Here is a 21,078-nt window from a genome sequence, read left to right as displayed (position 1 = left end):
GCGAGGCTGGGAACGCCCCCGCAGACCGGGTCGAGACGAGAAGAGGACAGAGAGCGATGAGCCCCGCCGATGACGGTCCCCAGCGCATCCTGATCGTCGACGACGAGCCGGCCGTACGCGAGGCGCTGCGGCGCAGCCTCGCCTTCGAGGGGTACGGGACGCAGGTCGCGGTCGACGGGTACGACGCCCTGGCGGCGGCGGAGGCGTACGCCCCCGACCTCATCGTCCTGGACATCCAGATGCCCCGCATGGACGGCCTCACCGCCGCCCGCCGCATCCGGGCCACCGGTTCGACCACCCCCATCCTGATGCTCACCGCCCGCGACACCGTCGGGGACCGGGTCACCGGCCTCGACGCGGGGGCGGACGACTACCTGGTCAAGCCGTTCGAGCTGGACGAGCTGTTCGCCCGCATCCGGGCCCTGCTGCGGCGCAGCTCCTACGCGGCGTCGGCGGCGGACGCGGACGCCCCGGACGAGGACGTGCTCTCCTTCGCGGACCTGCGGATGGACCTGGCGACCCGCGAGGTCACCCGGGGCGAGCGGCGGGTGGAGCTGACCCGCACCGAGTTCACGCTGCTGGAGATGTTCCTGTCGCACCCCCGCCAGGTGCTGACCCGGGAGCAGATCCTCAAGGCCGTGTGGGGGTTCGACTTCGAACCGAGCTCCAACTCCCTGGACGTGTACGTGATGTACCTGCGCCGCAAGACGGAGGCGGGCGGCGAGCCGCGCCTCGTCCATACCGTGCGCGGGGTGGGCTACGCGCTGCGTGCGGACGGGAGCGGCGAGGCGTGAGCACGGCGCGGCCCCCCGCGGGCGGGCCCGGACCCGGCGTGAACCGTTTCGTCCGCCGCTTCCGGGCGCTGCCGCTGCGTTCCCGGCTGGCACTGCTGGTGGCCACCGCGGTCGCGATGGCGGTCGCGGCGGTGGCGGTGGCGTGCTGGTTCGTGACCCGGGAGCAGTTGGAGGACCAGCTCGACGACTCGCTGCGCAACGCGAAGATGGACGACGCGGCGATGCGCGACCTGCTGACCTCGTGCCTGAGCGGCGGCCAGCTGCCCGCGCAGGAGTTCCCCGGCCAGTACACCGTGCAGATCGTCGCGGCCAACGGCGACTACTGCACGGCCCCGAACACCACGCCCGTCCCGGCCCGGTCGAGCGACGTCGCGGTGGCGGCGGGGCGGCGGGCCGACACCCTGCACACGACGGAGAACGCCGCCGGGAAGGAGGTGCGGGTCTACACCCGCAAGCTGCCGCCGGTGGTCGACTCCGGCCGGGCCAACGACGAGCTCGCGGTCTCGGTGGCCCGCCCGCTCGGCGAGATCAACGCACCGCTGTCCACCCTCGCCTGGGTGCTGGTCCTGGTCGGCGGCATCGGCGTCATCGGCGCGGGCGCGGCCGGGCTGTGGGTGGCGCGGGCCGGGCTGCGGCCGGTGGACGACCTCACCGAGGCGGTCGAGCACGTGGCGCGCACCGAGGACCTGACCGTGCGCATCCCGGTGGACGGGGAGGACGAGATCGCCCGCCTCTCGAACTCCTTCAACTCGATGGCGGCCCGGCTCGCCTCCTCCCGCGACCGGCAGGCGCAGCTGATCGCGGACGCGGGCCACGAGTTGCGCACCCCCCTGACCTCGTTGCGGACCAACGTGGAGCTGCTGGCCCGCAGCGACGACACGGGGCGGCAGATCCCGGCGGAGGACCGCAAGGCGCTGATGGCCTCGGTGAAGGCCCAGATGACGGAGTTGGCCGCGCTGATCGGGGACCTCCAGGAGCTGGCCCGACCGGACGCGGCGGAGCCGGGCCCGCTCCAGGTGGTGGCCCTGCACGAGGTCGCCCGCACCGCCCTGCGCCGCGCCCGGCTGCGCGGACCGGAGCTGACGATCACGGAGGAGCTGGCCCCCTGGTACGTACGGGCGGAGCCGGCGGCCCTGGAGCGGGCGATCGTCAACGTCCTGGACAACGCGGTGAAGTTCAGCCCGCCGCGCGCCACGATCGACGTGGCTCTGCACCGGGGCGAGCTGACGGTACGGGACCGGGGCCCCGGCATCCCCGCCGAGGAGCTCCCCCACGTCTTCGAACGCTTCTGGCGCTCCCCCTCCGCCCGCCAGCTCCCCGGCTCGGGCCTGGGCCTGTCCATCGTGGCCCGTACGGTGCACCAGGCGGGCGGCACGATCACCCTGCGCCCGGCCCCGGACGGCGGCCCGGGCACGGTGGCCGCCCTCGCCCTGCCGGGGGCGCCCACGCCGCCGCCGGGGATGTGAGGCGGCGGCCCGGGAAAGGCCCCTCAGAGGTGGTTCGGGGACAGGACACGGGTGTCCAGGACGACGCGCTGCCCATCGCTCCAGTCAGCTCGGCGGAATCGGGGGGTCAGCCACCGTGGAGACCGGAGTCCTCGGTCAGCCTGGTCAACTCGTCGAGGCCCTGACGACGCTGCGAGCGCCGCCGCTCCTTGTACGCCAGAACGTCGGCCAGGAGCACTCTGCGATGTCTTCCCGGCCTGGTGAACGGCAGGCCGCCGTCGTCGAGGATCTTGACGAAGGTCGGTCTGCTGACACCCAGCAGATCCGCGGCCTCCTGCGTGGTCAACGTCGTGTTCACCGGCGCGACGGTCACGGCCTTGCCCTCCGCCAGGGCCCGGACCACGACCAGGAGCGCTTCGTAGACCTCCGGGGGAGGCTGTGGGTGTCGCCGTCGGGGCCCCGGAGCAGAGCGGGCTCGACAGCGGCCGGCGTCCGGTCGAGGAAGGAACGGAGCTCGGCGATCTCCGCACGGTGCTCGGGCAGGAGCGTGCGGTCTTCCGCAGTGCTGTGCATAGCTCTGTCTCCTGTGAGAGTGCACCCGGCATCGCAGAATTCGAAAGAAACGCAAGCCGTTGCGTCCGCCCCCGGACGCAGAACCCGGCACGGTGGCCGCGACGCTCACGCCGTACGTACGACGGGAGGGGTGACGGGCTGATGAGCCCGTCACCCCTCCCGTGCGTCAACTCCCGTGCGTCAGCCGACCGCCACGCTCTCGATCATCACGTGATGGTCCGAGTACACCGAGTCCGCGACGGTGCACCAGCGCCGGGTCTCGCTGCTGAAGATGTAGTCGATCTTCACGCCGGAACCGTGCGTCGGGCGGCCGGTGCGGGACGTCCCCGTCTGGTCGCACTCCTGGTAGCCGTCGGTGCCGGGGCCCTGGGAGTAGAGGCCCTGCGGCCACACCCAGGCGTGGGCGTTGTTCGGCGCGTCCGGCGGCTGTGCGTTGAAGTCCCCGCCGAAGACGGTACGGGGGAACTGGTCCACGACCGCCTTGATCTCCGCGAACTGGTCGTCCCGGTAGTCCCAGGTGGGGTGGTCCGGGTTGCTGCCGAGCCCGGAGGCGTGGACGGTGCAGAGCCGGATGTCGTCCCAGTAAGGCGCCGTCGCGCAGTGGAAGGGGGGCTGGAGCCCCGTCCACGGCTGCGTGGTCGGGTAGGTGCGGGCGTCCGCGATCCCGCCCTTGACGACGATGGCGGTGCCCACCCGCTCGGCCTTCCCCACCTCGCACGGGCTGTCCTGCTTCACACCGTTCTGCGACCACCGGTACGGGTGGAACGCCTTCCCCCACCCCGGGCCCAGCTCGGCCATCAGCGTGGCGAGCGTGTTCTCGCAGACCTCCTGGAGGAGGACGGCGTGCACCCAGGTGTTGTCGACGTGCATCTTGACCACGCCCGCCTTCTCGGCGCTCGTCCCCGTGCCCGTGCAGCCCCAGCGCGGGACATCGCACATGTTCCAGGACATGACCTGGAGGTTCTTCGGCTCCGTCGCGGCCGGGGCGTCCGCGGCAACGGCCCTGGCGGGCGGCACGGCGGTCACGGCGGCAAGCAGCAGCGCCAGGACGATCAGCGCCCCGGCGGGTCTTCTCAGCGTTCCGGCCGGACCCATGGCATCCCCACCCCTGACGAGTTGATCACGCAAAGGGGCGAGTCTACGTTCCGCCCGCACTCACCCCGTCGGGTTGTGCCGGATCAGCGACTCCACCAGGCCGCCCCGCTGGTTCGGGTAGTCCAGCGGGACGATGCCCAGCCCCGTCCACCCGGCGGTCTCGGCGCGCTCCAGGAAGGAGTGCACCTGCGGGTTGAGCCGGTCGGCGTTCCAGCGGGGCGGCATCAGGGCGGCGGTGGAGACGTAGTTCATGAAGAACTTCCCCGGCTGGGCGGCCGCCTTGCGGAACTGCGCTTCGATCTTCGGGTACTTGGCGAACGGCTCCGCCATGTAGTCGTCCTGGATGTCGAAGACCGCCGCGTCCCCGTAACGGACGCCGGGCAGGCCGCCGTTGTCGGCCAGCAGCACCACCTTGCCCCGGGCCCCGCCGAGGTCGGGGAGGACGGGGTCGAGGCGGAACAGGGACCGCCAGCCCCGCCTGTCCAGGTAGTCGTCGAAGACCGTCCGGAACGCGGCGTCGCTCTCGGCGGAGTACTCCTGCTTGACCCGCATCAGCACGGTCTCGGTCGGGTGCGTGGTGAGGAAGTCCCGGCAGGCGACGAGGACATCGCCGAACATCAGGTTCTGGAACGCGGCCCCGTGGTGGATCGCGAACGAGCCGTCGATGAGCCGGCACCGCACGTCGAGGAAGCGGATGCCGCTCGTCAGCTGCTGGGCGATCGTGGTGTTCTGGCACTCCGACCAGGGCCCGCCGAACCGGGCCCCCGAGTCGTGCGTCCCCGGGATCGTCAGCCGCCGGAGCGCGGTCCCGTCGGGCAGGCCGCCCATCCAGTCCTGTGTCCCCCGGACCGCCCGGCGCCCTTCCCGCGTGGCGGCGACGGCGGGCGCCGCACCGATGACCGCGGTGGCGGACACGGCGAGGGCCCCGGCCAGGAAGCCTCTGCGGGAGGGCCGGGTCAGGGGCCCGGGGGTGCGGGCCAGGGGCTCGCGGTTGGGCGACAGGGGCTCGGGGGTGCGCGCGGGGCCGGGCATGCGGGTGCCTCCAAGGACCGGGGGAAGCCTGGCCCCATCGGGCCGAGCACCCCGATTCTGTCGCGTTCACGTCACCCAAGAAAGGGGGCGGGCGGCACCCGGCACGCGCGCCGCTGATACCCGGTTCGCGAGCGTCCATGAACGTCGGTGACAGGCCCTCACACGATGGTCACCTTGGGCAACCAACGTTCACGGGAACTCCACCCGCCCCCACGCAACCGTGTTCATGATCATGCGGAATCTTCGATTCCGCACACAGGTCCCCCACAGATTCCCTCTAGGTTCCCCTGGTGATCTTGTCGAACGGCAGGATCGGAAGGGAGGACACCTCCGTGTCCGAGCACACCACCGGGCGCCCACGCGCCACACGCCGAAGAGGGCGCATCGCCCTCGCGTCGGTACTGGTTCTGGCGGTCGAAGCCGCCTTGATATCCGGTCAGACGGCCGCCGCCGCACCGGACGAACCGGCCGCCCCCACCGCGAAGGCATCCGCCGAACCCCCCTCCGAGAAGGAGGTCCGGGCGTCGGACCTGGCCTGGGCGGCGCAGCACGCCAAGGGCTCGATCGCCTGGGCGATCTCTCAGGCGAAGAAGACCGGGAAGAAGGTCGTCGCCACCGACGAGACGACCCCCACCACCCACACCGTCGCCAACCCGGACGGCACCCTCACCACCGAACTGACCGCCGGACCCGAGCGGGTCTGGAAGAACGGGGCGTGGCAGAAGGTCGACGCCACCCTCACCCGGCGCGCCGACGGCGCCGTCGTCCCGAAGGCGCACCCGAACGGGCTGCGTCTGGGCGGCAAGGGCGGCACGCCGGCGAAGTCGCTGCGCGCCGCGCAGGACGGCTCCGCCCGTGACCTCGTCACCCTCAGCACCGGCGACGACCAGGTGACGCTCCAGTGGAAGGGCGGCCTGCCCGACCCCGTGCTGGACGGCACCCGAGCCCGCTACCCGGACGCCGTCCCCGGCGCCGACGTCATCGTCGAAGCCACCCGCAGCGGCTTCGAGCAGTTCGTCGAGATCGGGGAGAAGCCGGCCGCCGGCTCCTACACCTACACCCTCCCGGTGAAGGCCAAGGGGTTGAAGGCCGAGGCGAACAAGGACGGGTCGGTCACCTTCACCGATGCCGGGACCGGCGTGGAGAAGGCCACCATGCCCGCCCCGGTCATGTGGGACGCGGCCGTCGACAAGGCGTCCGGTGAGCACACCAACCGCGCCCGCGTCTCCATGAAGGTCGTCGAGAAGGGCCCGGGCGAGATCGACCTGGTCGTCACCCCGGACGCCGGCTTCCTCGCCGACCCGGAGACGAAGTACCCGGTCACCGTCGATCCGTCCACCTCGGCGCTGTCGAACACCTTCGACACGTACGTGCAGCAGGGCGAGACCGTCGACTGGTCCGCCGACACCGAGCTCGACTTCGGCAACCCGGGCACGAAGAACGCCGACGGCACCCCGCGCACCGCGCGCTCCTTCATCACCTGGAACACCACCCCGATCCAGGACGCGCTGATCCTCGACACCAACCTGGCGCTGTGGAACTTCCACGCGGGCAACACCGACTGCAGCGCGCAGAAGTGGACGGTCTGGGACACCTCGGCCTCCTCCACCGCGTCGCGCTGGTCCTCCCAACCCACCTGGAAGCAGGAGTACCACTCCTCCACCCAGACGCGGGGCAACCCGGACTGCGCCGCCACCCAGCCCGACGGCTGGATCAACGCCGACGTCGACACCCTCGTCCAGTCCTGGGCGTCCGCGAAGGCCACCCGCGGCCACATGGGCCTGCGCGCCGCGACCGACGACGTGAAGGCATGGAAGCGGGTCAACTCCGCGAACAACGCGGCCAACCAGCCCAAGCTGTCCGTCACCTACAACTACCGGCCCTCGGACGGAACGAACCGGCAGGCCGGCGCCCCGTTCAAGTCGTACGCCGGGGTGTGGGCGGTCAACTCCACCACCCCGACCCTGCGGGACACCTTCACCGACGCGGACGGCGACAAGGTCAACGGCTCCTTCCAGGTCTACGACGCCGCCACCAACACCCCGATCACGACCCCGGCCGGTGAGGGCCTGATCGTCTCCGACTTCGTGGACTCCGGGAAGCCGGCCTCCGTCACCGTCCCGGCCGGGCAGTTGAAGGACGGCAGGACGTACAAGTTCCGCACCAACGCCTACGACGGCACCCACTACAACCTCAACTGGTCGCCGTGGACCCAGTTCGTCGTGGACACCACCGCGCCGGGCGAACCGCAGTCCATCGTGTCGTCCACCTACCCGGAGAACTGGGGCGGCCCCTCGGGCGTCGCGGGCGGCTTCGACGTCATCACGGGCGCCCCCGACGCCGCCGAGGTGCGGTTCCGTGTCGACCCGTACGAGGACGACGCCGCGGACTTCGGCTGGAAGACGGTCCGTACCACCACCGGCGCCTTCAGGGCGCTCGCTCCCGACGCCGCGTACACGGTGACGCCGACCGCCGACGGCAACCACGCCGTGCAGACGCAGACCGTCGACCGGGCCGGCAACGTCGGCCCGATCAAGGACTACGGGTTCACGTCCGGGACGCGCGACTACAACCGCGCGCAGAAGATCGACATCGCGATCCCGCCGCTCGACAAGGACGCGCCCGACCCGAACCAGCCCAACAGCCCGCAGGAGGCCGGGATTCCCGGCTTCAAGCCGCTGCCCGGCGCCCGCACCTTCAAGAGCGGCGGCGCCGATGTGACGCTGGCTCCGAAGAAGGAGCGGTCCCTGGAGGGCACCCGCAAGGCGGCGCGCGCCCGGATGACGCGCGCCGGCTCCTACCCGGACCCGGTCATCACGGACCCCTGGTGCCAGCCGACCCTGTCCGGAGCCGCGCAGAAGTCGCTGATGAGCCGCACCGAGGCGTGTCTCTTCTTCGACCTGTTCTACCGCGCGGAGGCCAAGTTCACCGACGGCACGCTGCCGGTGCAGTACAACGCGCACTTCGAGGTCGCCTACCAGGTCAAGGTCGACGCCCAGGGCAGCGGCATCAAGACGTGGATCGAACTGAACCCGATCTCGAACGACTTCCCGGCGGAGGACCGGGCGGTGCTCTTCGGCGACGGCAACCCCGTCGGCATGATCGACTCCCTGTGCGCCAGCGACGGCTGCGGTGACGCCGACGGCCGGCAGCAGAACTTCGACTTCTACAACGACCTGTCCTGGGACGGGGGCATGGACGGCAACCAGCCCCGCGACGGCCACATGGCCACCGGCACCGCCTCCCACACGTGGAACGGCACGGTCCAGAACTCCTCCGGCACGCGCGATGTCGACCTGTCGAAGTCGATGCCCGTGGGCTTCGTGTTCAATCCGGAGACCGAGGTCACGCCTCCCCTGGGGCTGAACGGCAAGCGCGGCGAGTGGGTGGACGGCGGCCCCGGGTTCTCCCCCACCGTCACCGTCCGCTGCGACAAGGTCTCGGCGAACGGGGCCAACAGCGGTTGCGTGATGCCGCAGTACTACCCCACGTACACGTTCAACACGGCGAAGTACCCCTCCGCCGCCGCGCACGTGTGGCTGATCCAGAACAAGTCCAAGACCAAGGGGACCGGCAGGTCGCTCGCCGACCCGCTGCAGTACCTGCCGGCCAAGCCGCGCAACGAGTCGGGCTACGAGCGGGAGAACAACCGCGAGAAGGTGATGTGCCCGAAGTACACCGGCCCCCGGTCGGACGGCTGGGTTCCGCAGAAGCGGTTCGCGAAGCACGCGTGGACGTTCCTGCACCCGGAGCTCGACGGCGCACCGGAGACCATCTCGTGCGACGAGTTCCCGTTCTCCGCCACCTACCAGTCGCCCGGCGTCCCCGTGGCGAACGGCGGGGTGAACACGGCGGGCAAGAACGGCGGCGCCGAGTGCATCCAGACCGTGGCGGCCAAGGTGGACGACGGCAGTGAGCACCTGCTCGACGACACCCGCTACGACGCCCCCACGTTCGACGAGAAGTGCGGGCGGTCCTCGATGTCCCTGAAGGTCAACTCCGGTTCGATGAAGGCGGAACTCTTCTACGAGGGCTTCCTGAAGAAGTTCCGGATCCTCGACCAGGACCGCTACACCGTGGACCCGGGCAACAGCTGGTTCAAGGCGTGCGACCCGACGAAGGCGACGCTCGTCTGCGCGATGACGAAGCCCTGACCGGCCTGTGACGCCCAGCCCCCCGTCCCGCGTCCGCGGGGCGGGGGGCCTGTTTGCTCAGTGGACCGGCGTCCAGTGCTCGAACGCCTCGTCCATGCCCGGGCTCTCCGGGTCGTCCCAGACCAGGCACCCCCATACGAGGCCGGGCACATCGGACCCCATCAGGCCGGCCGGGCCGTCGGTCAGGGTGCGGTGGACGGCTTCGAGATAGGCGGTGGCCGACGCGTAGGCGGGCTTCGACACCGGCTCGTCCACCAGGTTCCACCGTCCGACGCCGTCGTCGCCGACGTAGTGGCCCTGCAAGGGCCCCGCTTCGTCCCGGGTCAGCCACGGGACCACCCGGGCGCCGCCCCACCCGTCGTGCCCGCCCTCCGCGGGGAGGCGCAGGCCCAGCGCCTCGGAAGGGGAGAAGAGCACGCCGCCGGGCAGGAACGCCCCGGACCCGACCTCCCCCTCCTCGTCCGCCTCGATGACCTGGTGCCGCACACCGCCGCACAGCCGCCACAACGCGGCGAGCTCGACGGGCAGCCCGTAGCCGAGCCGGTGCTTCAGCCGGGCGTCGGCGGCGGCTATCTCCTCCTCCGCTACCGGCGGCAGGAGGGAGGCGTGGGAGACGGGGGCGTGCGCGGCGAGCCAGTCGGTCAGGGCACGCCAGACCGCGGTGACCGACTCGGCCGTACCGTTCTGATGATCAGCCATGCGGATACATTAACGAGCGCGTGCGTGTCCGGCGTTCGGGCTTCACGGCACGTGGCCGGCGCATCGGCCCCGCGCCCCGCGCCGGAGCAGCCGCCTCCCCTCCCGGCTCAGGCGGCGGCCCCCGCGAACACCGCGACCCCCGGCCCGTCGAGGTCGTCGAGCGCCGCCCGGCGGCCCGACACGGCCAGGAGCAGGGACAGGGCGGGGCCCGCCGCCTCCGGGCCCTCCCCGATCGACAGGTCGGCGTCCGTGGCCGTCAGCCGGACGGACGCCGCCTGCTCCTTCGCCCCGCCGAACGCCGCCGGAGTACGCACCTGGAGGCGCAACGCCCGGGCCACCGCCTCCTGCGGGTAGGCCCGGACCAGGCCCACGACCCGCCGGATGTCCTCGCCGTGGACGACCTCCTCGACCAGCCGGGTGTCGAGCGGGGCCGGCGGGGTCGACGTCCGCGGCACCACCCGGCGCAGCCGCTCCAGCGTCTCCTCGGGCGAGGCGCCGCGCCACCGCTCCACCCCCCGCGCGTTCTGCAGGTCGAAGTCGAACCGCGCGCGGACGAGTCCGGCCAGGAACCCCAGGCGGGTCGTCAGGGCGGTGTCCACCAGATGGGCGGCCACCTCGTGCACCGTCCACCCCGTGCAGAGCGACGGCGTGTCCCACCGCCCCGCCTCCAGCCGCGCGAGGTCGGCGACCAGCGCCGCGCGCTCGGCGTGCACCATCCGCCAGGTCCCGCGCTTCGCGTCCCTCTTCACGGCTGCCTCCACTCGTACCGGTGACCACGTCCGCCGTACGAGACTCCGGGCCCCGCCGGAACTCATCGCGCGGTCGCCCACTCGGAGCACTTCGTTCCAGCCCACGAGGACGGGTCATAAAAGGTGATCTTGCCCATCTGTGTCATGAATTCGTAACAGCGCGCAGACGGTACAACTCCTCCGCGTCACGATCTGTCCGACAAGGTGTGACTCACACCACTGCGGTGGGTGGGGAGCCGGGCGCCCGACCAGGCGTCGCGCCGTGACCGAAAAGAGAAACCGGGGAACGACATGATCAACATCCGACGTGCGTCAGCCATCGGAGCCACCGTCACCGCCGCCGCCTGCGCGGCGGTCGCCCTCGCACCGGCCGCCGTCGCGGCGGAGCCGGCCGCCCACCGGGCGGGTACGGCGAGCAGGGCCGCCGCCGCGCAGTACAACGGAGCCTGCGGCAGCGGCTACTCCGTGGTGAACTCCGCCCAGATCGGCACCAAGGGCACGGTGTTCCTGACCTACAGCTCCGCCACCGGCAAGAACTGCGTGGTGACCGTCCGCAACGCCCCCGGCAAGGCCGTGCACATGACGGCCTCGCTCGGCTTCGCCTCGCCCACCACGACCGTCACCGACGCGGGGTACTACACCACGTACGCGGGACCGGTCTACCTCGACGCGCGCGGCCTGTGCGTGACGTGGCGCGGGGAGATCGCCGGTGAGGTGGCCGGCAAGAACGGCACCAACTGCGGCTCCCTGGCCGCGAAGCGGTGACCTAGCCGTACGGAACGGAAGCGGCCCGCAGCGTGGTGTGCGCACACCACGCTGCGGGCCGCGGCACGTGGTGCGCGCCGGGTCACCGGGGCGCGGCCTCGCAGAAGCAGCACCCCGGAGGCAGCACGGGAAGCAGGTGCCGGGCCGGTACGGCGAACGCGAGGTAGGGGCGCATCGTCCACTCCGTCCACCGGTCCCCGTGCCCGAGCGAGAACCCGCAGATGCGCCCCCGGTGCAGAGCGGCGATCGATCGGGCCCGACCGCCCCCGTCGATCCGCTCCAGAGCCTCGCGGCGCGCGTCGGGGGCCATGGCCTCCGCGGCGGCACGCGCATCGGCCTGGAACCACCGGACGGCCTCGGTCGCGGTGGGCACGGAGCGCCGCTCAAAGGTGTCGGGGGGCCCGCTGCGCAACAAGGTGTACGTGGACCGCTCGCACCAGTACGCGTACAGGGCGGAACCTTCGGGGCGCGTCGGATCGGGATCGGGATCGCACCAGGCACGGCCTCCTGACGTGGCACCGGGAACGCCCCTGCCCGCCGCCGGCGTGAGGAGCTGCGGGCAGGGGCGGCCCTGGCTCGCGACTCCTCCAACGGGCGCAGTCGCCAGGGGAGTCGGCCGCGCGCAGGTGCGGCGGCATGCCAGGAAGCCAGCGCGTGGCGCGAGCGGGTATCAAGTGTTTGACGTCTAACGAGTGAATCTAGCTGGATAAACAAGTGATACAAACAGCGCGGCCCCCATCCGCGCCGATGGGGGCCGCTCGCTCCTGGGCCACGAAGACTCAGGCGAAGTCGTCGAACTCGCCCTCCTTCGCACCGCCCAGGAACGCCCGGAGCTTGGTGCGCGTCGTACGGATGACGACATCGGGGTTGTCGCTCTCACGCAGCAGGATCTCGCCACCGTGCTCGGCCAGCTCCAGGCAGTTGTTGCCTTCGGCCCCCGACGACTTCGAGGACTTGCGCCACTGAATTTCCACGTACCTCACGCCTTCACACTTGTTGCGCGACCTCACGAATGAAGTCTCTCGACTTCCGCGGGTCGAGAGACAGCTCCTCGACCCGATCCATCGCCGCCCGGTAGTTCCTCAGAGGCGTCTCGGCGTCCAGGAACGCGGGGCCGGTTGCCGTGTCCGTCTGCACGGTATCCAGCTGCGGAACAGGACCGTAGACATAATGCGTCGAGCTTCCCGTCTCCGGAAAACCGCCGGCGGCGAACGGGACCACCCGGACGGTGACGTTGTCGCGCTCCGACTCGCGCAACAGGTGCTCCAACTGCCCGCGCGCGACGCCCGAGTCGCCGTACGTCATCCGCAGCGCGGCCTCGTGGATGAGGAACGTACAGGTCGGTGGGTTCTCCCGGTCGAGGACGTCCCGGCGCTTGAGCCGATGGGACAGCAGCCGCCGCCTGCGGGCCGCCGGCAGCTTGGGTACCGCCTCGGCGAAGACGGTGCGGGCGTAGTCCTCGTTCTGCAGCAGCCCCGGCATATACATGATCAGCACCGCTCGGATGCCGACGGCGTGGTGCTCCAGCTCGGCCAGGTCGAGCGTCCCGCTGGTCAGGTCGTTGCGGTAGTCCTCCCACCAGCCGCGCCCCCGCTCCTCGGCCATCGCCGCGAGCGCCTCCACGTACGCCTCGTCGGGGCACGCGTATCCGGCCGCCCAGGCCCGCACCCGCTCGCCGCTCACCCCGAAGCGTCCGGATTCCGTGTTGCTGATGGCCGTGCGGTCCGTACTGAGCAGGGCGGCGGCCTCGGCGAGTGCGAGCCCCGCGCTCTGCCGCATCTTGCGCAGCTCGGCGCCCACCCGGCACTGCCGCGCCGTGGGCGCCTTCCTCGGTGGCATCGACGATCTCCTCCGGTCGGCTCACAGCCTGGCTGGCACGCCCACGGTAATCCATTCGGTCACTTAATTTTCCGAATGAGTCACATAAGTGAGACTCACAGTAAAGGTCGCTCTCACAGCACAGCGCTTCCCGGAGGAGCCCCGAAGTGCGGTCGTTTCGCCACGCGTTGATGCGGCGGTACAGCAGCCGTCGCCACGGGCCGGGCACGGCGCACCCGTTCACCGAACCGGACCACCGGGGGAGACCGACATGACCGCTGCAACGCCAACTCCCGTACCTCACCACTCGATCGACGGCGAGGTCTACCGCCTCATCCTGCCGAACACGGCCGCCGCCCCACGTCTCGCGCGGGACTTCGTGGCCTCGCTCCTGGTGGTCGGCCGACACACCGGGCTGGTCGACGGCGCCCGGATCTGCGTGACCGAGGTGGTCACCAACGCGCACCGCCACACGCGTACGCCACTGATCCGGGTCGACGCGACCGTCAACCGGAAGCGGGTCACTATCACCGTCACGGATGAAGGCGGTCCGCTCGCGGGCACGCTCACCGGCGCGCTCGGCTCACTGCGGGCGAGCCCGGAGGAGGAGCACGGCCGGGGGCTCGCCCTCATCGAGAATCTGGCGCTGGCCTGGGGGACGGACAGCGGCGGTCCGCACCACCCCAGGCGTACGCTCGTCTGGTTCACGCTGGGGCGGCCCGGACCGGCGCGACGCGATGACGACGACGGCCTGCGACGCGCCTCCGCCCTCCGGTCCGCACGCGCCTCCGCCCTCCGGTCCGCACGCGGGTCCGCCCTCCGGTCCGCGCGCCGGGTGACCCACGGCGGGTGGCATCCCCGCATGGTCTTCGTCACAGCGAAAACTCGGAAATCGAGGGCAACTGCGCCCTTTGGCGACGTCTGTCCGCTCCGCCCGACGCCGTCGCGCCCCCGGGCCCGGAATATTCACCCGGCCCCGTCACACGTTCCCCCTACCATCGGCACAGGCAGCCCGCGTGATCCGTTCCGCCGTGGCAGCCGCCCCTCCGTACGTGCGTCCCGACCCGGTGACCGCACCGTAAGGACCGATACACCGCCGACCACGACGCACCGCCCGGAAGTCGCACCGCCGGGACGACGTATCGCCCGGGAAGACGCACCGCCGCTCCGCCTCCTTCGGAGCCGACGCAAGGAACCATGTGAAGATTCGCCGCGCACTCGCCACCGCCGTCGCACTCGCCGTGACCACCCCCGCCGTGCTGCTCTCCGTCTCCCCCGCGTACGCCGACGCCAAGCCGGCGGCGCAGACGCAGGAGAAGAAGAGCAAGCCGACCATCAAGGAGCTGGAGGCGGCCGCCGCCGAGGCGAAGAAGGCGTACGAGAAGGCCGCCCAGGCGAAGGCCGACGGCATCGTCGAGCTGAGGAAGACGCTCGAAGAGCTCGACAGCACCCACCCCCTCGCCGTGGCCGCTGCCGCCGCCAAGCAGGCCGCCAAGGAGGCCGCCGCCGCGAAGACCGCCGCCGATCAGGCCGTGACCGACGCGAAGGCCGACCTCGACGCCCTGCCCGAGGACGCCACGGAGGAGGAGAAGGCCACCGCCGAGGCCGCCGTCGCCGAGGCCGAGGCGTCCGCGGCGACCGCCGCCACCGCCAAGACCGCCGCCGACACCAAGGCGACCGAGGCCGTGACGGCGGTCGACGACGCACGGGTCGCGGCGGCCCGCGCCTACAGCGTGGTCGACAAGGCGGCGGACGACGCGCTCGCGGCAAAGATCGCGGCCGACGCCGCGCTGGCCGCGGCCATCAAGGAGGCGGAGGAGGACGGCGAGGCGTGCGAGCTCGTGGACGAGCTCACCGCCGAGGTGACCGGGCTGCCGAACAAGCTCGTCGCCGGGACGACCACGAACTTCACCGTCCGCGTGACCAACGGTTCCGACCGGCACATGGACGAGGTCATCGCGTACGCCGGGGTCCACGCGACCGACAAGTCCGGTATCAAGGAGACCGGTAAGTTCTTCCGCCTCCAGTGGTCCACGAAGTCCTCCCCGAAGTGGCAGAACGCGGACGAGGACAACTACATCGACGGCGTCGGCGCGTTGAAGCCGGGCAAGCACGCCGATGTGAAGCTGCGCCTCACCCTCGACAAGGCCACTCCGGCGGGGAACGGCGTCGCGTTCATCGCCGCCGACTTCTACAACAAGGACGGCTCCTGCGGCGGGACGCCCGCCGTGGACATGTACGAGTTCGACGTCAAGGCGGCCGGCAGCAAGCCCGGCAAGACGGAGGACGCCAAGCCGTCGAAGACCACCAAGCCCGGCGCCGGCAACACCGGTACCACGCCGCAGGGTTCGACCTCGGGCACCCCGGCGAAGACCGGCACGAACGGCGCCCTCGCCGCCACGGGCTCGTCCTCCGCCACCACCTCCATCGCCCTCGCGGGCGGCGCGGCCGTGCTGCTCGGCGCGGCGGCGGTGTTCGTCGTCCGCCGCCGGAAGGCCGGTTCGGACGCCTGACGGTGATGCGGTGAACGGTGGGGGGCGGGGCCGGCTACGGCCCCGCCCCCTCAGCCGTTCCGGGGGCCTTCACCCGGACCGGGGACTCCAGCCGTTCCGGGGACCTTCACCCGGACCGGGGACTCCGGCCGACCGGGACCTCACCCGGCCCGGGCGTCGGCCCGAGGTGTACGGAACCGGTTGCGGTACTCCGTCGGCGTCGTGTTCAGCCGCCGCCGGAACGCCCGTACCAGCGTGTCCACCGTGCCGAACCCGCAGACCGTCGCGATGCGTTCGAGGGTGGCGTCGGAGGACTCCAGCTCGTGGCGCGCCTTCTCCACCCGTACGGACTCGACGTAGGCGTACGGGGTCATGCCCAGCTCGGTCTTGAAGAGGCGGGTGAGGTGACGGTCGCTGACGTGCGCGTACGCGGCGAGGTCGGCGACCGTGAGCCTGCTGCCGATGGTGCGCAGGATGTGGTGGCGCAGGTCCTCGATGCGCCGCGTCGCCGAGACCTGTTCCAGCGGGACGCTGAACTGGCTCTGGCCGCTCTGCCGCTTCACGTACATCACGAGCTGCCGGGCGACCCGGAGCGCGGTCTCCTCCCCGAGGTCGTCGGCGACCAGGGCGAGCGAGAGGTCGAGGCAGGCGCTGATCCCGGCCCCGGTCCAGACGTCTCCCTCGCGGATGAAGATCGGGTCGGCGTCGACCTCGACCTCCGGGTGTTCGGCGGCGAGCTGGTGCGCGGTGGACCAGTGGGTGGTGGCGCGCTTGCCGTCGAGGAGCCCGGCGGCGGCCAGCAGGTGCGCGCCCACGCAGACGGAGGTGACGCGCCGGGTCCGGGCGGCGAGCGCCTTCACCCGCTCCACCAGCTCGGGATCGACCAGGGCGTGCACCCTGCGCTCGCCGTCCAGCTCCACCGATCCGGGGACGACGAGCGTGTCGATGCTCCGCCCGGCGGCCTGGTCGAAGGTGACGTCCGGGAGGATGCGGACCCCGGCCGCTGTTCTGACCGGCTCCAGCGAGGCCGCCGCCAGCAGGACCTCGTACGCGGCGGCGTCTCCCGCCTCGCGCCGGGCGAGCGAGAACACCTCCGGCGGGCCGGTGACGTCGAGCAGGTCGACGCCCTCGAAGAGCACGATGACGACGAGTCGCCCGGTGTCGGGCACGATCCGGCCTCCTGACTCCGACGAGAACGCGATGCGCGTCTCCGCCGTGTGTGCGACGCGGTGCGCCGGGGCGGCGGCACGGCATGTCGGTATCTGCATGTTAGACGTCATTGCCGACATGCGCAGCTGCTCCTAGCGTGGTCCTCGGCACGCCGCCCGCCCCGGGCGGATGCCCCCCTGCACCCGACCCCCAAGGCGGTACACCCATGTCCAGCACCACGCTGCGCGAGGTCATCGGCCTCGACCAGACCCCCGCCACCCTGGCCGACGCGGTTCTGCTCCTCGTCGACTACCAGAACACCTACACCGAGGGCGTGATGGAGCTGGAAGGCTGGCGGCCCGCCGTGGACAACGCCGCGGCCCTGCTGGAGCGCGCCCGCGCGGCCGGAACCCCGGTCCTCCACATCGTCGACCGGGGCTACGACCTCACCTCGGAGGCGGGACAGATCATCCCCGCACTGAAGCCCGCCCCGGGCGAGACGGTCGTCGAGAAGAGCTTCCCGAACGGCTTCCAGGACACGACCCTCGCCGAGGAGGTGGAGAAGACCGGCCGGAAGAACGTGGTCATCGCCGGGTTCATGACCCACATGTGCACCCTGGCCACCGCGCAGGGCGCGTTCGTCAACGGCAACCGCGCGACCGTCGTCGCCGACGCCTCGGCCACCCGACCGCTCCCGCTGAACGGCCACCCGAGCGGCGTGTCGGCCCAGCAGCTCCACGCGTCGGCCCTCGCCACGATCCAGGACCTGTACGGAGTGGTCGTCCCGACCCAGAAGTCCCTGGGCTAGGGCCTGCCGTCCGGGCCGCCGGCGTTCCGGCTTCTGCCGGGGGGCCCGCCCCCCTGTCCGCCTCGTGTCTGTCGGCCGGCCACCAGACGCCGAGAAGGAGCCTCGCCGCCTCAGCGCTGCGGGGCTCCGATGACCTTCTGCCCGATCTGCTCGGCAAGCCACTCCGCGAAGCGGTCCTCGTAGCCGTCGCCGTTGCAGCGCCGAACGTGGACGAGCACCAGGTGCGTGTCGGCTCGGACGTCGAGTTCCCGGGAGTCGCAGTTCAGCAGGAGGGTGACCTCGGCGTGGTTGTTCTCGCCGTACAGGTCACGCTCGGGCGCCTCGGGCCACGCCAGGGAGGACCAGCGGATCTCAGCCGGGTGAGGACCGATCACCGCGGCGAAATGATCCTCGATGCTCCCAGGAGGCTGGTAGAGCATCGAACCGGTCAACGGAAGGTACGCCCGTGCGTCAGCCAGGTCGTCGGGAAGCCCACGGGCGGGAACCGCGCAGGTCAGGTCCGGGATGCCGGGCGGCGGAACGACCGGCGCGTCCATGCTCTGGCTCTCGAACCACGCGTCCGGCAGAGCGTCACGCAGCCGCCGCGCCTCGGCCACGGTAGGCGCCTCGGCCATCACCGACACCTCGGAGCAGGGCTGGGCGCCGAAGGCCACCATCCGGCGCGCCACCCGCAGGGCCAGATCGAGGTCGGGTGTCCGGAAGACGGGGTAGGCAACGCTGATGGACATGCGCGGACCCTGCCACAACCCCAGGCGAAGAGACCTCCCCTTTTCTGCCGCGAGCCCGGCAGGAGCCGGACGGCACCCCCTGACCCTCCGCACGACCGGACGGTCGCTCCAGCAGTCCCAACCCGGAACTCGACCGCGTCCCCGGCCGCGTCGTTCGTCCTCCTCATCACTTTCGTCGGCGGACCTGCCGGCTAATGCCGCCACCGCGAGGGGCGTTCACATCTTCGTGCGTGGATGAGCCAGGAGACCTGCTCGACCAGCTCATGCGGGACGCCCACCGTGGTACGAGACGGGACAGAACGAGTTCGCGGTCCCGCCCGATGACCTGTCGGAGCTCATGGCGTCGTTGTCCGTACGGCCGAGTTCGTCGCCCATCCGGCCCGTATCGCTCGCGTCCGAGCCACGCCGCACCGTGTCACCGCCGCCGCGTGCGCCTGCTCCGGCCAACGCCGGCTCGTTCCCGTTCTCGTCCTCATCCACCGAGTAGTTGGCATCGTGCAGCCGGGGGGCGAGCTCGATCGACCCTTACATGCCGTAGGAAATACAGGACGTGCTCAACGGTTCCGCTGTTGCGCGAAATCAATATCCTTGGGATATATCCGCGTCACATACCATGACCCATCGACGTTCAATTTCACCACCCCGCCGTAAGGCCATCGTGAACCTTCTGGGCAATCTCCCTCAACTCGAGATCATTTTCGGCAGGCATGACATATTTATTCTCTCTCATGCGTGCAAGAAATTCGCCAGGCAGTTGCACGTGATGTTTCCGCACATAGAAAAAGAGGTCACCTCGCCAGACCCACTCACCGTCACTGTAGATCGAGTCTCCGCCGAGCACGGTCTCGCCTGTCCCCAGCGCATCCTCGGAAGAACCCATCACGCTGAACATTTCATATCCCGACAGGAGGTATTCTGTGATTCCTTTGACGTCGCCATAGGGATTCGGCGCAACGAAATCCTTAACGCTTCCCGCCGAAACACCGAAGGAGGGGGGCCAAAACTCTTCGAAGAAGTCTGCTATCTTCATGATTCCACTCCTCGCTAATGCGCCATCGGCAGGAATATGCGCCAATACCCGCCGCCGAATATTACAGGAACCTGCCCGGGACCCAGCCTCGAGCTGACGCCGACCTTATTGGTGGGAGCGGATACGGGAACCCCTAGTTCATTGGCGATGGCCTGAGCGGCAGGAATGTCCAGAGCGCCCTTGGAAGCGTTGCCTGTATGGCAGGAAACGAGGCGAACTGGACCACCATGGTAGCTCGGGTTGGCACGAATAGCTTCGGCTATATGGGTCGGATGCGTATCACCGGCGGAAAATCCTTGGCCGGCCGCGTTCACTCGTCCGGGTTCGAAGAATCCCTGGGCATTTCCATGCACGACGACATCATGATAGCCGTCGAGGGGACGCACGAGGTCGAAGTTCACCATAGTGCTCGTATCGTACCCAATACCGGTTCTTCCTTCTCGAAAATACACGTGATCGCCTGTACTCAAAACGAGGTCGCCGGGCTCGCTGGGCGGGTGTGGAATCCTGGACTCAGGAGCGGTCCGTGCTTCGTAGTCCCGTCGGGTCCCCATATCGCTCGTATCGCGGGATGGGAAATTTTCCGATTGTGAGCCGGGGGGCGCATCAGCGTTCCCTCCGTGGCCATCCGGGCCGCCGCCCTCGCGGCTTCCCACCGGGGTGTTGGAGCCCTCCGGCCTGTAAGGCGACGGCGCCGGGTCCAATGAGCCGTAGCTGTGGGGGATGGTGTCCTTGCTGCCGTTCAGATCGTTGGGCAGAGTCTTGAGGCCAACTCCCCCGACGGGGGTCTCCCCCCGTCTGTGGCCTACAGGCGCCAACTGTTCGGCGGCGGCGGAACCACCGTCTGCCCGGGGGCCGCGGTGTGCGCTTGTGTGGTGTTGTTTGAGGGTGCCGTCCTCGCTGAGGATGTTGCCTTGGCGGTCGAGGTGGATGACGTTGCCGTGGTCGTCGATGCCTCTGGCGGTGCCTTCGGGGAGGGCTGTGGTGCCTTCGGGGAGTTTGAGGGCGCCTTCCTGGATCGGCAGGGAGCCCGCGGGTGGGGTCATGCCTTCGGGGAGGTGGACGATGCCGTCGCCCAGATCCACCGCTCCGGTGGGGATCTCCGCGCCGGCCGGGAGTTTGACCGAGCCCCTGGGGATCTCGAACGCGCTTTCCGGGACGGTTGCGCCCGGGGGCAGGTGAAGGGTGCCGTCACCGAACTTGAACCCGCCCTCCGGCAGGGTCACCACGCCCGGCGGCAGGGGCGGGATCTCGATGTGGCCCGTGTTCTTCAGGCCGGTCATGACGTCGCTGATCCTGGTGAGGCCCGCCCCTGCGCCCGTGAAGAGGTAGGTGGTGGGGTCCACGACGCGGCCCGCCTTGTTGGCGAAGGAGAGGGCCTTCGCCGCGGCGGCCGCTTTGCCGGCGCCGGAGACGCCGCCCCCGGCGCCGCCGGTGAAGACCGTCGTCAGGACGTTGAAGGTGACCGCGCCCCCCGCGCGGGCCGGGTTCTCACCCCACTGGTCGTAGGCGATCAGCGCCTTCCCGGTCTCCTTCATCGCGTTGCGCGCATCCCTGACGAAGCCCGGCAGGTGCTTCTCCGGTGTCAGCCACAGCACATGCGGTGCGGTGACGGTGAGGACGACACCCGTGGCGAGGTTGCCCAGGCCGCCCCACGCCTGCTTCATGCTCTCCCAGCCGTCGACACCCACCAGGGTGCCCAGCCCCTTGACCGTGCCCCAGACACCGTCGACGACGAAGCCCTTGC

17 protein-coding genes and 2 pseudogenes are annotated in these 21,078 nt (G+C 70.6%); 7 read left to right on the top strand and 12 right to left on the bottom strand.

From position 1 onward, the window contains the following. Nucleotides 1–56 precede the first annotated feature (56 nt). Nucleotides 57–794 (top strand): response regulator transcription factor, encoded by a 738-nt coding sequence (locus tag ACH4K1_RS19385; RefSeq protein WP_398090521.1) that lies wholly within the window; start codon nt 57–59, stop codon nt 792–794. Continuing rightward, nucleotides 791–2,260, top strand: coding sequence for an ATP-binding protein (locus tag ACH4K1_RS19380; RefSeq protein ID WP_398090520.1), 1,470 nt, complete (start codon nt 791–793; stop codon nt 2,258–2,260). Before ACH4K1_RS19385 ends, ACH4K1_RS19380 begins: the two co-directional genes overlap by 4 nt. A 106-nt stretch (nt 2,261–2,366) precedes the next feature. Here ACH4K1_RS19380 and ACH4K1_RS19375 read toward each other — a convergent pair whose 3' ends face one another. From ACH4K1_RS19375 to ACH4K1_RS19365, 3 genes are all read right to left on the bottom strand, one after another. Further along, nucleotides 2,367–2,597 carry a helix-turn-helix domain-containing protein gene (locus tag ACH4K1_RS19375; RefSeq protein ID WP_398090519.1) on the bottom strand — a complete coding sequence of 77 codons (231 nt, stop codon included), beginning with the start codon at nt 2,595–2,597 and terminating at the stop codon, nt 2,367–2,369. Nucleotides 2,598–2,992: 395 nt separating this feature from the next. Then, the gene (locus ACH4K1_RS19370) at nt 2,993–3,907 is read right to left on the bottom strand and encodes an endonuclease/exonuclease/phosphatase family protein (RefSeq protein WP_398090518.1); all 915 of its coding nucleotides are present in this window, start codon (nt 3,905–3,907) and stop codon (nt 2,993–2,995) included. Nucleotides 3,908–3,967: 60 nt separating this feature from the next. Then, a complete protein-coding gene (locus ACH4K1_RS19365) occupies nt 3,968–4,939 on the bottom strand; it encodes a phosphatidylinositol-specific phospholipase C (protein ID WP_398090517.1) in 972 nt (323 codons plus the stop codon). Nucleotides 4,940–5,271: 332 nt separating this feature from the next. Between ACH4K1_RS19365 and ACH4K1_RS19360 the strand changes: the two genes are divergently transcribed. Continuing rightward, a complete protein-coding gene (locus tag ACH4K1_RS19360) occupies nt 5,272–9,093 on the top strand; it encodes a DNRLRE domain-containing protein (protein WP_398090516.1) in 3,822 nt (1,273 codons plus the stop codon). Nucleotides 9,094–9,150: 57 nt separating this feature from the next. Here the strand turns inward: ACH4K1_RS19360 and ACH4K1_RS19355 are convergent, their stop codons facing one another. Both ACH4K1_RS19355 and ACH4K1_RS19350 read right to left on the bottom strand, forming a co-directional pair. Beyond that, nucleotides 9,151–9,792: a hypothetical protein gene (locus ACH4K1_RS19355; protein ID WP_398090515.1), complete on the bottom strand. Its 642-nt coding sequence runs from the start codon at nt 9,790–9,792 to the stop codon at nt 9,151–9,153. A gap of 107 nt (nt 9,793–9,899) precedes the next feature. Then, the gene (locus ACH4K1_RS19350; protein WP_398090514.1) at nt 9,900–10,541 is read right to left on the bottom strand and encodes a maleylpyruvate isomerase family mycothiol-dependent enzyme; all 642 of its coding nucleotides are present in this window, start codon (nt 10,539–10,541) and stop codon (nt 9,900–9,902) included. Nucleotides 10,542–10,832: 291 nt separating this feature from the next. On the opposite strand from ACH4K1_RS19350, the gene ACH4K1_RS19345 reads away from it, so the two are divergent. After that, a complete protein-coding gene (locus ACH4K1_RS19345; RefSeq protein WP_398090513.1) occupies nt 10,833–11,306 on the top strand; it encodes a spore-associated protein A in 474 nt (157 codons plus the stop codon). 82 nt (nt 11,307–11,388) lie between these two features. On the opposite strand, the gene ACH4K1_RS19340 is transcribed toward ACH4K1_RS19345, so the two are convergent. From ACH4K1_RS19340 to ACH4K1_RS19330, 3 genes are all read right to left on the bottom strand, one after another. Beyond that, a complete protein-coding gene (locus ACH4K1_RS19340; protein WP_398090512.1) occupies nt 11,389–11,679 on the bottom strand; it encodes a hypothetical protein in 291 nt (96 codons plus the stop codon). 406 nt (nt 11,680–12,085) lie between these two features. Further along, the gene (locus ACH4K1_RS19335) at nt 12,086–12,280 is read right to left on the bottom strand and encodes a DUF397 domain-containing protein (RefSeq protein ID WP_398090511.1); all 195 of its coding nucleotides are present in this window, start codon (nt 12,278–12,280) and stop codon (nt 12,086–12,088) included. Nucleotides 12,281–12,293: 13 nt separating this feature from the next. Continuing rightward, on the bottom strand, nt 12,294–13,145 hold the full coding sequence (locus tag ACH4K1_RS19330) for a DUF5753 domain-containing protein (RefSeq protein WP_398090510.1): 852 nt from the start codon (nt 13,143–13,145) through the stop codon (nt 12,294–12,296). A gap of 250 nt (nt 13,146–13,395) precedes the next feature. On the opposite strand from ACH4K1_RS19330, the pseudogene ACH4K1_RS19325 reads away from it, so the two are divergent. Both ACH4K1_RS19325 and ACH4K1_RS19320 read left to right on the top strand, forming a co-directional pair. Continuing rightward, nucleotides 13,396–13,758, top strand: a pseudogene (locus tag ACH4K1_RS19325) (ATP-binding protein); the annotation flags it as partial. Nucleotides 13,759–14,323: 565 nt separating this feature from the next. After that, nucleotides 14,324–15,637 (top strand): LPXTG cell wall anchor domain-containing protein, encoded by a 1,314-nt coding sequence (locus ACH4K1_RS19320; protein ID WP_398090509.1) that lies wholly within the window; start codon nt 14,324–14,326, stop codon nt 15,635–15,637. 140 nt (nt 15,638–15,777) lie between these two features. On the opposite strand, the gene ACH4K1_RS19315 is transcribed toward ACH4K1_RS19320, so the two are convergent. Continuing rightward, the gene (locus ACH4K1_RS19315) at nt 15,778–16,785 is read right to left on the bottom strand and encodes a GlxA family transcriptional regulator (protein ID WP_398090508.1); all 1,008 of its coding nucleotides are present in this window, start codon (nt 16,783–16,785) and stop codon (nt 15,778–15,780) included. A gap of 206 nt (nt 16,786–16,991) precedes the next feature. Between ACH4K1_RS19315 and ACH4K1_RS19310 the strand changes: the two genes are divergently transcribed. Then, the gene (locus tag ACH4K1_RS19310) at nt 16,992–17,573 is read left to right on the top strand and encodes an isochorismatase family protein (RefSeq protein ID WP_398090507.1); all 582 of its coding nucleotides are present in this window, start codon (nt 16,992–16,994) and stop codon (nt 17,571–17,573) included. 110 nt (nt 17,574–17,683) lie between these two features. Here ACH4K1_RS19310 and ACH4K1_RS19305 read toward each other — a convergent pair whose 3' ends face one another. The 3 genes and pseudogenes from ACH4K1_RS19305 to ACH4K1_RS19295 form a co-directional block, all read right to left on the bottom strand. Continuing rightward, the gene (locus tag ACH4K1_RS19305; RefSeq protein ID WP_398090506.1) at nt 17,684–18,301 is read right to left on the bottom strand and encodes a hypothetical protein; all 618 of its coding nucleotides are present in this window, start codon (nt 18,299–18,301) and stop codon (nt 17,684–17,686) included. A 634-nt stretch (nt 18,302–18,935) separates the two neighbouring features. Then, nucleotides 18,936–19,331 carry a hypothetical protein gene (locus ACH4K1_RS19300; RefSeq protein ID WP_398090505.1) on the bottom strand — a complete coding sequence of 132 codons (396 nt, stop codon included), beginning with the start codon at nt 19,329–19,331 and terminating at the stop codon, nt 18,936–18,938. Between the two features lie 14 nt (nt 19,332–19,345). Next, nucleotides 19,346–21,078 (bottom strand): annotated as a pseudogene (locus tag ACH4K1_RS19295) (hypothetical protein); the annotation flags it as partial.

This window comes from Streptomyces sp. NPDC017448 (assembly GCF_044330565.1).
Lineage (GTDB): Bacteria > Actinomycetota > Actinomycetes > Streptomycetales > Streptomycetaceae > Streptomyces.
Note: the sequence above shows the minus strand (reverse complement) of the source record. Positions and strands in the feature narration are given on the sequence as shown.

Bases quoted from the DNA above. Each gene is read 5' to 3' on its own strand.
- ACH4K1_RS19385 (WP_398090521.1), top strand. From the start codon at position 57: ATGAGCCCCGCCGATGACGGTCCCCAGCGCATCCTGATCGTCGACGAC.
- ACH4K1_RS19370 (WP_398090518.1), bottom strand. From the start codon at position 3,907: ATGGGTCCGGCCGGAACGCTGAGAAGACCCGCCGGGGCGCTGATCGTC.
- ACH4K1_RS19365 (WP_398090517.1), bottom strand. From the start codon at position 4,939: ATGCCCGGCCCCGCGCGCACCCCCGAGCCCCTGTCGCCCAACCGCGAG.
- ACH4K1_RS19355 (WP_398090515.1), bottom strand. From the start codon at position 9,792: ATGGCTGATCATCAGAACGGTACGGCCGAGTCGGTCACCGCGGTCTGG.
- ACH4K1_RS19345 (WP_398090513.1), top strand. From the start codon at position 10,833: ATGATCAACATCCGACGTGCGTCAGCCATCGGAGCCACCGTCACCGCC.
- ACH4K1_RS19330 (WP_398090510.1), bottom strand. From the start codon at position 13,145: ATGCCACCGAGGAAGGCGCCCACGGCGCGGCAGTGCCGGGTGGGCGCC.
- ACH4K1_RS19310 (WP_398090507.1), top strand. From the start codon at position 16,992: ATGTCCAGCACCACGCTGCGCGAGGTCATCGGCCTCGACCAGACCCCC.
- ACH4K1_RS19305 (WP_398090506.1), bottom strand. From the start codon at position 18,301: ATGTCCATCAGCGTTGCCTACCCCGTCTTCCGGACACCCGACCTCGAT.
- ACH4K1_RS19300 (WP_398090505.1), bottom strand. From the start codon at position 19,331: ATGAAGATAGCAGACTTCTTCGAAGAGTTTTGGCCCCCCTCCTTCGGT.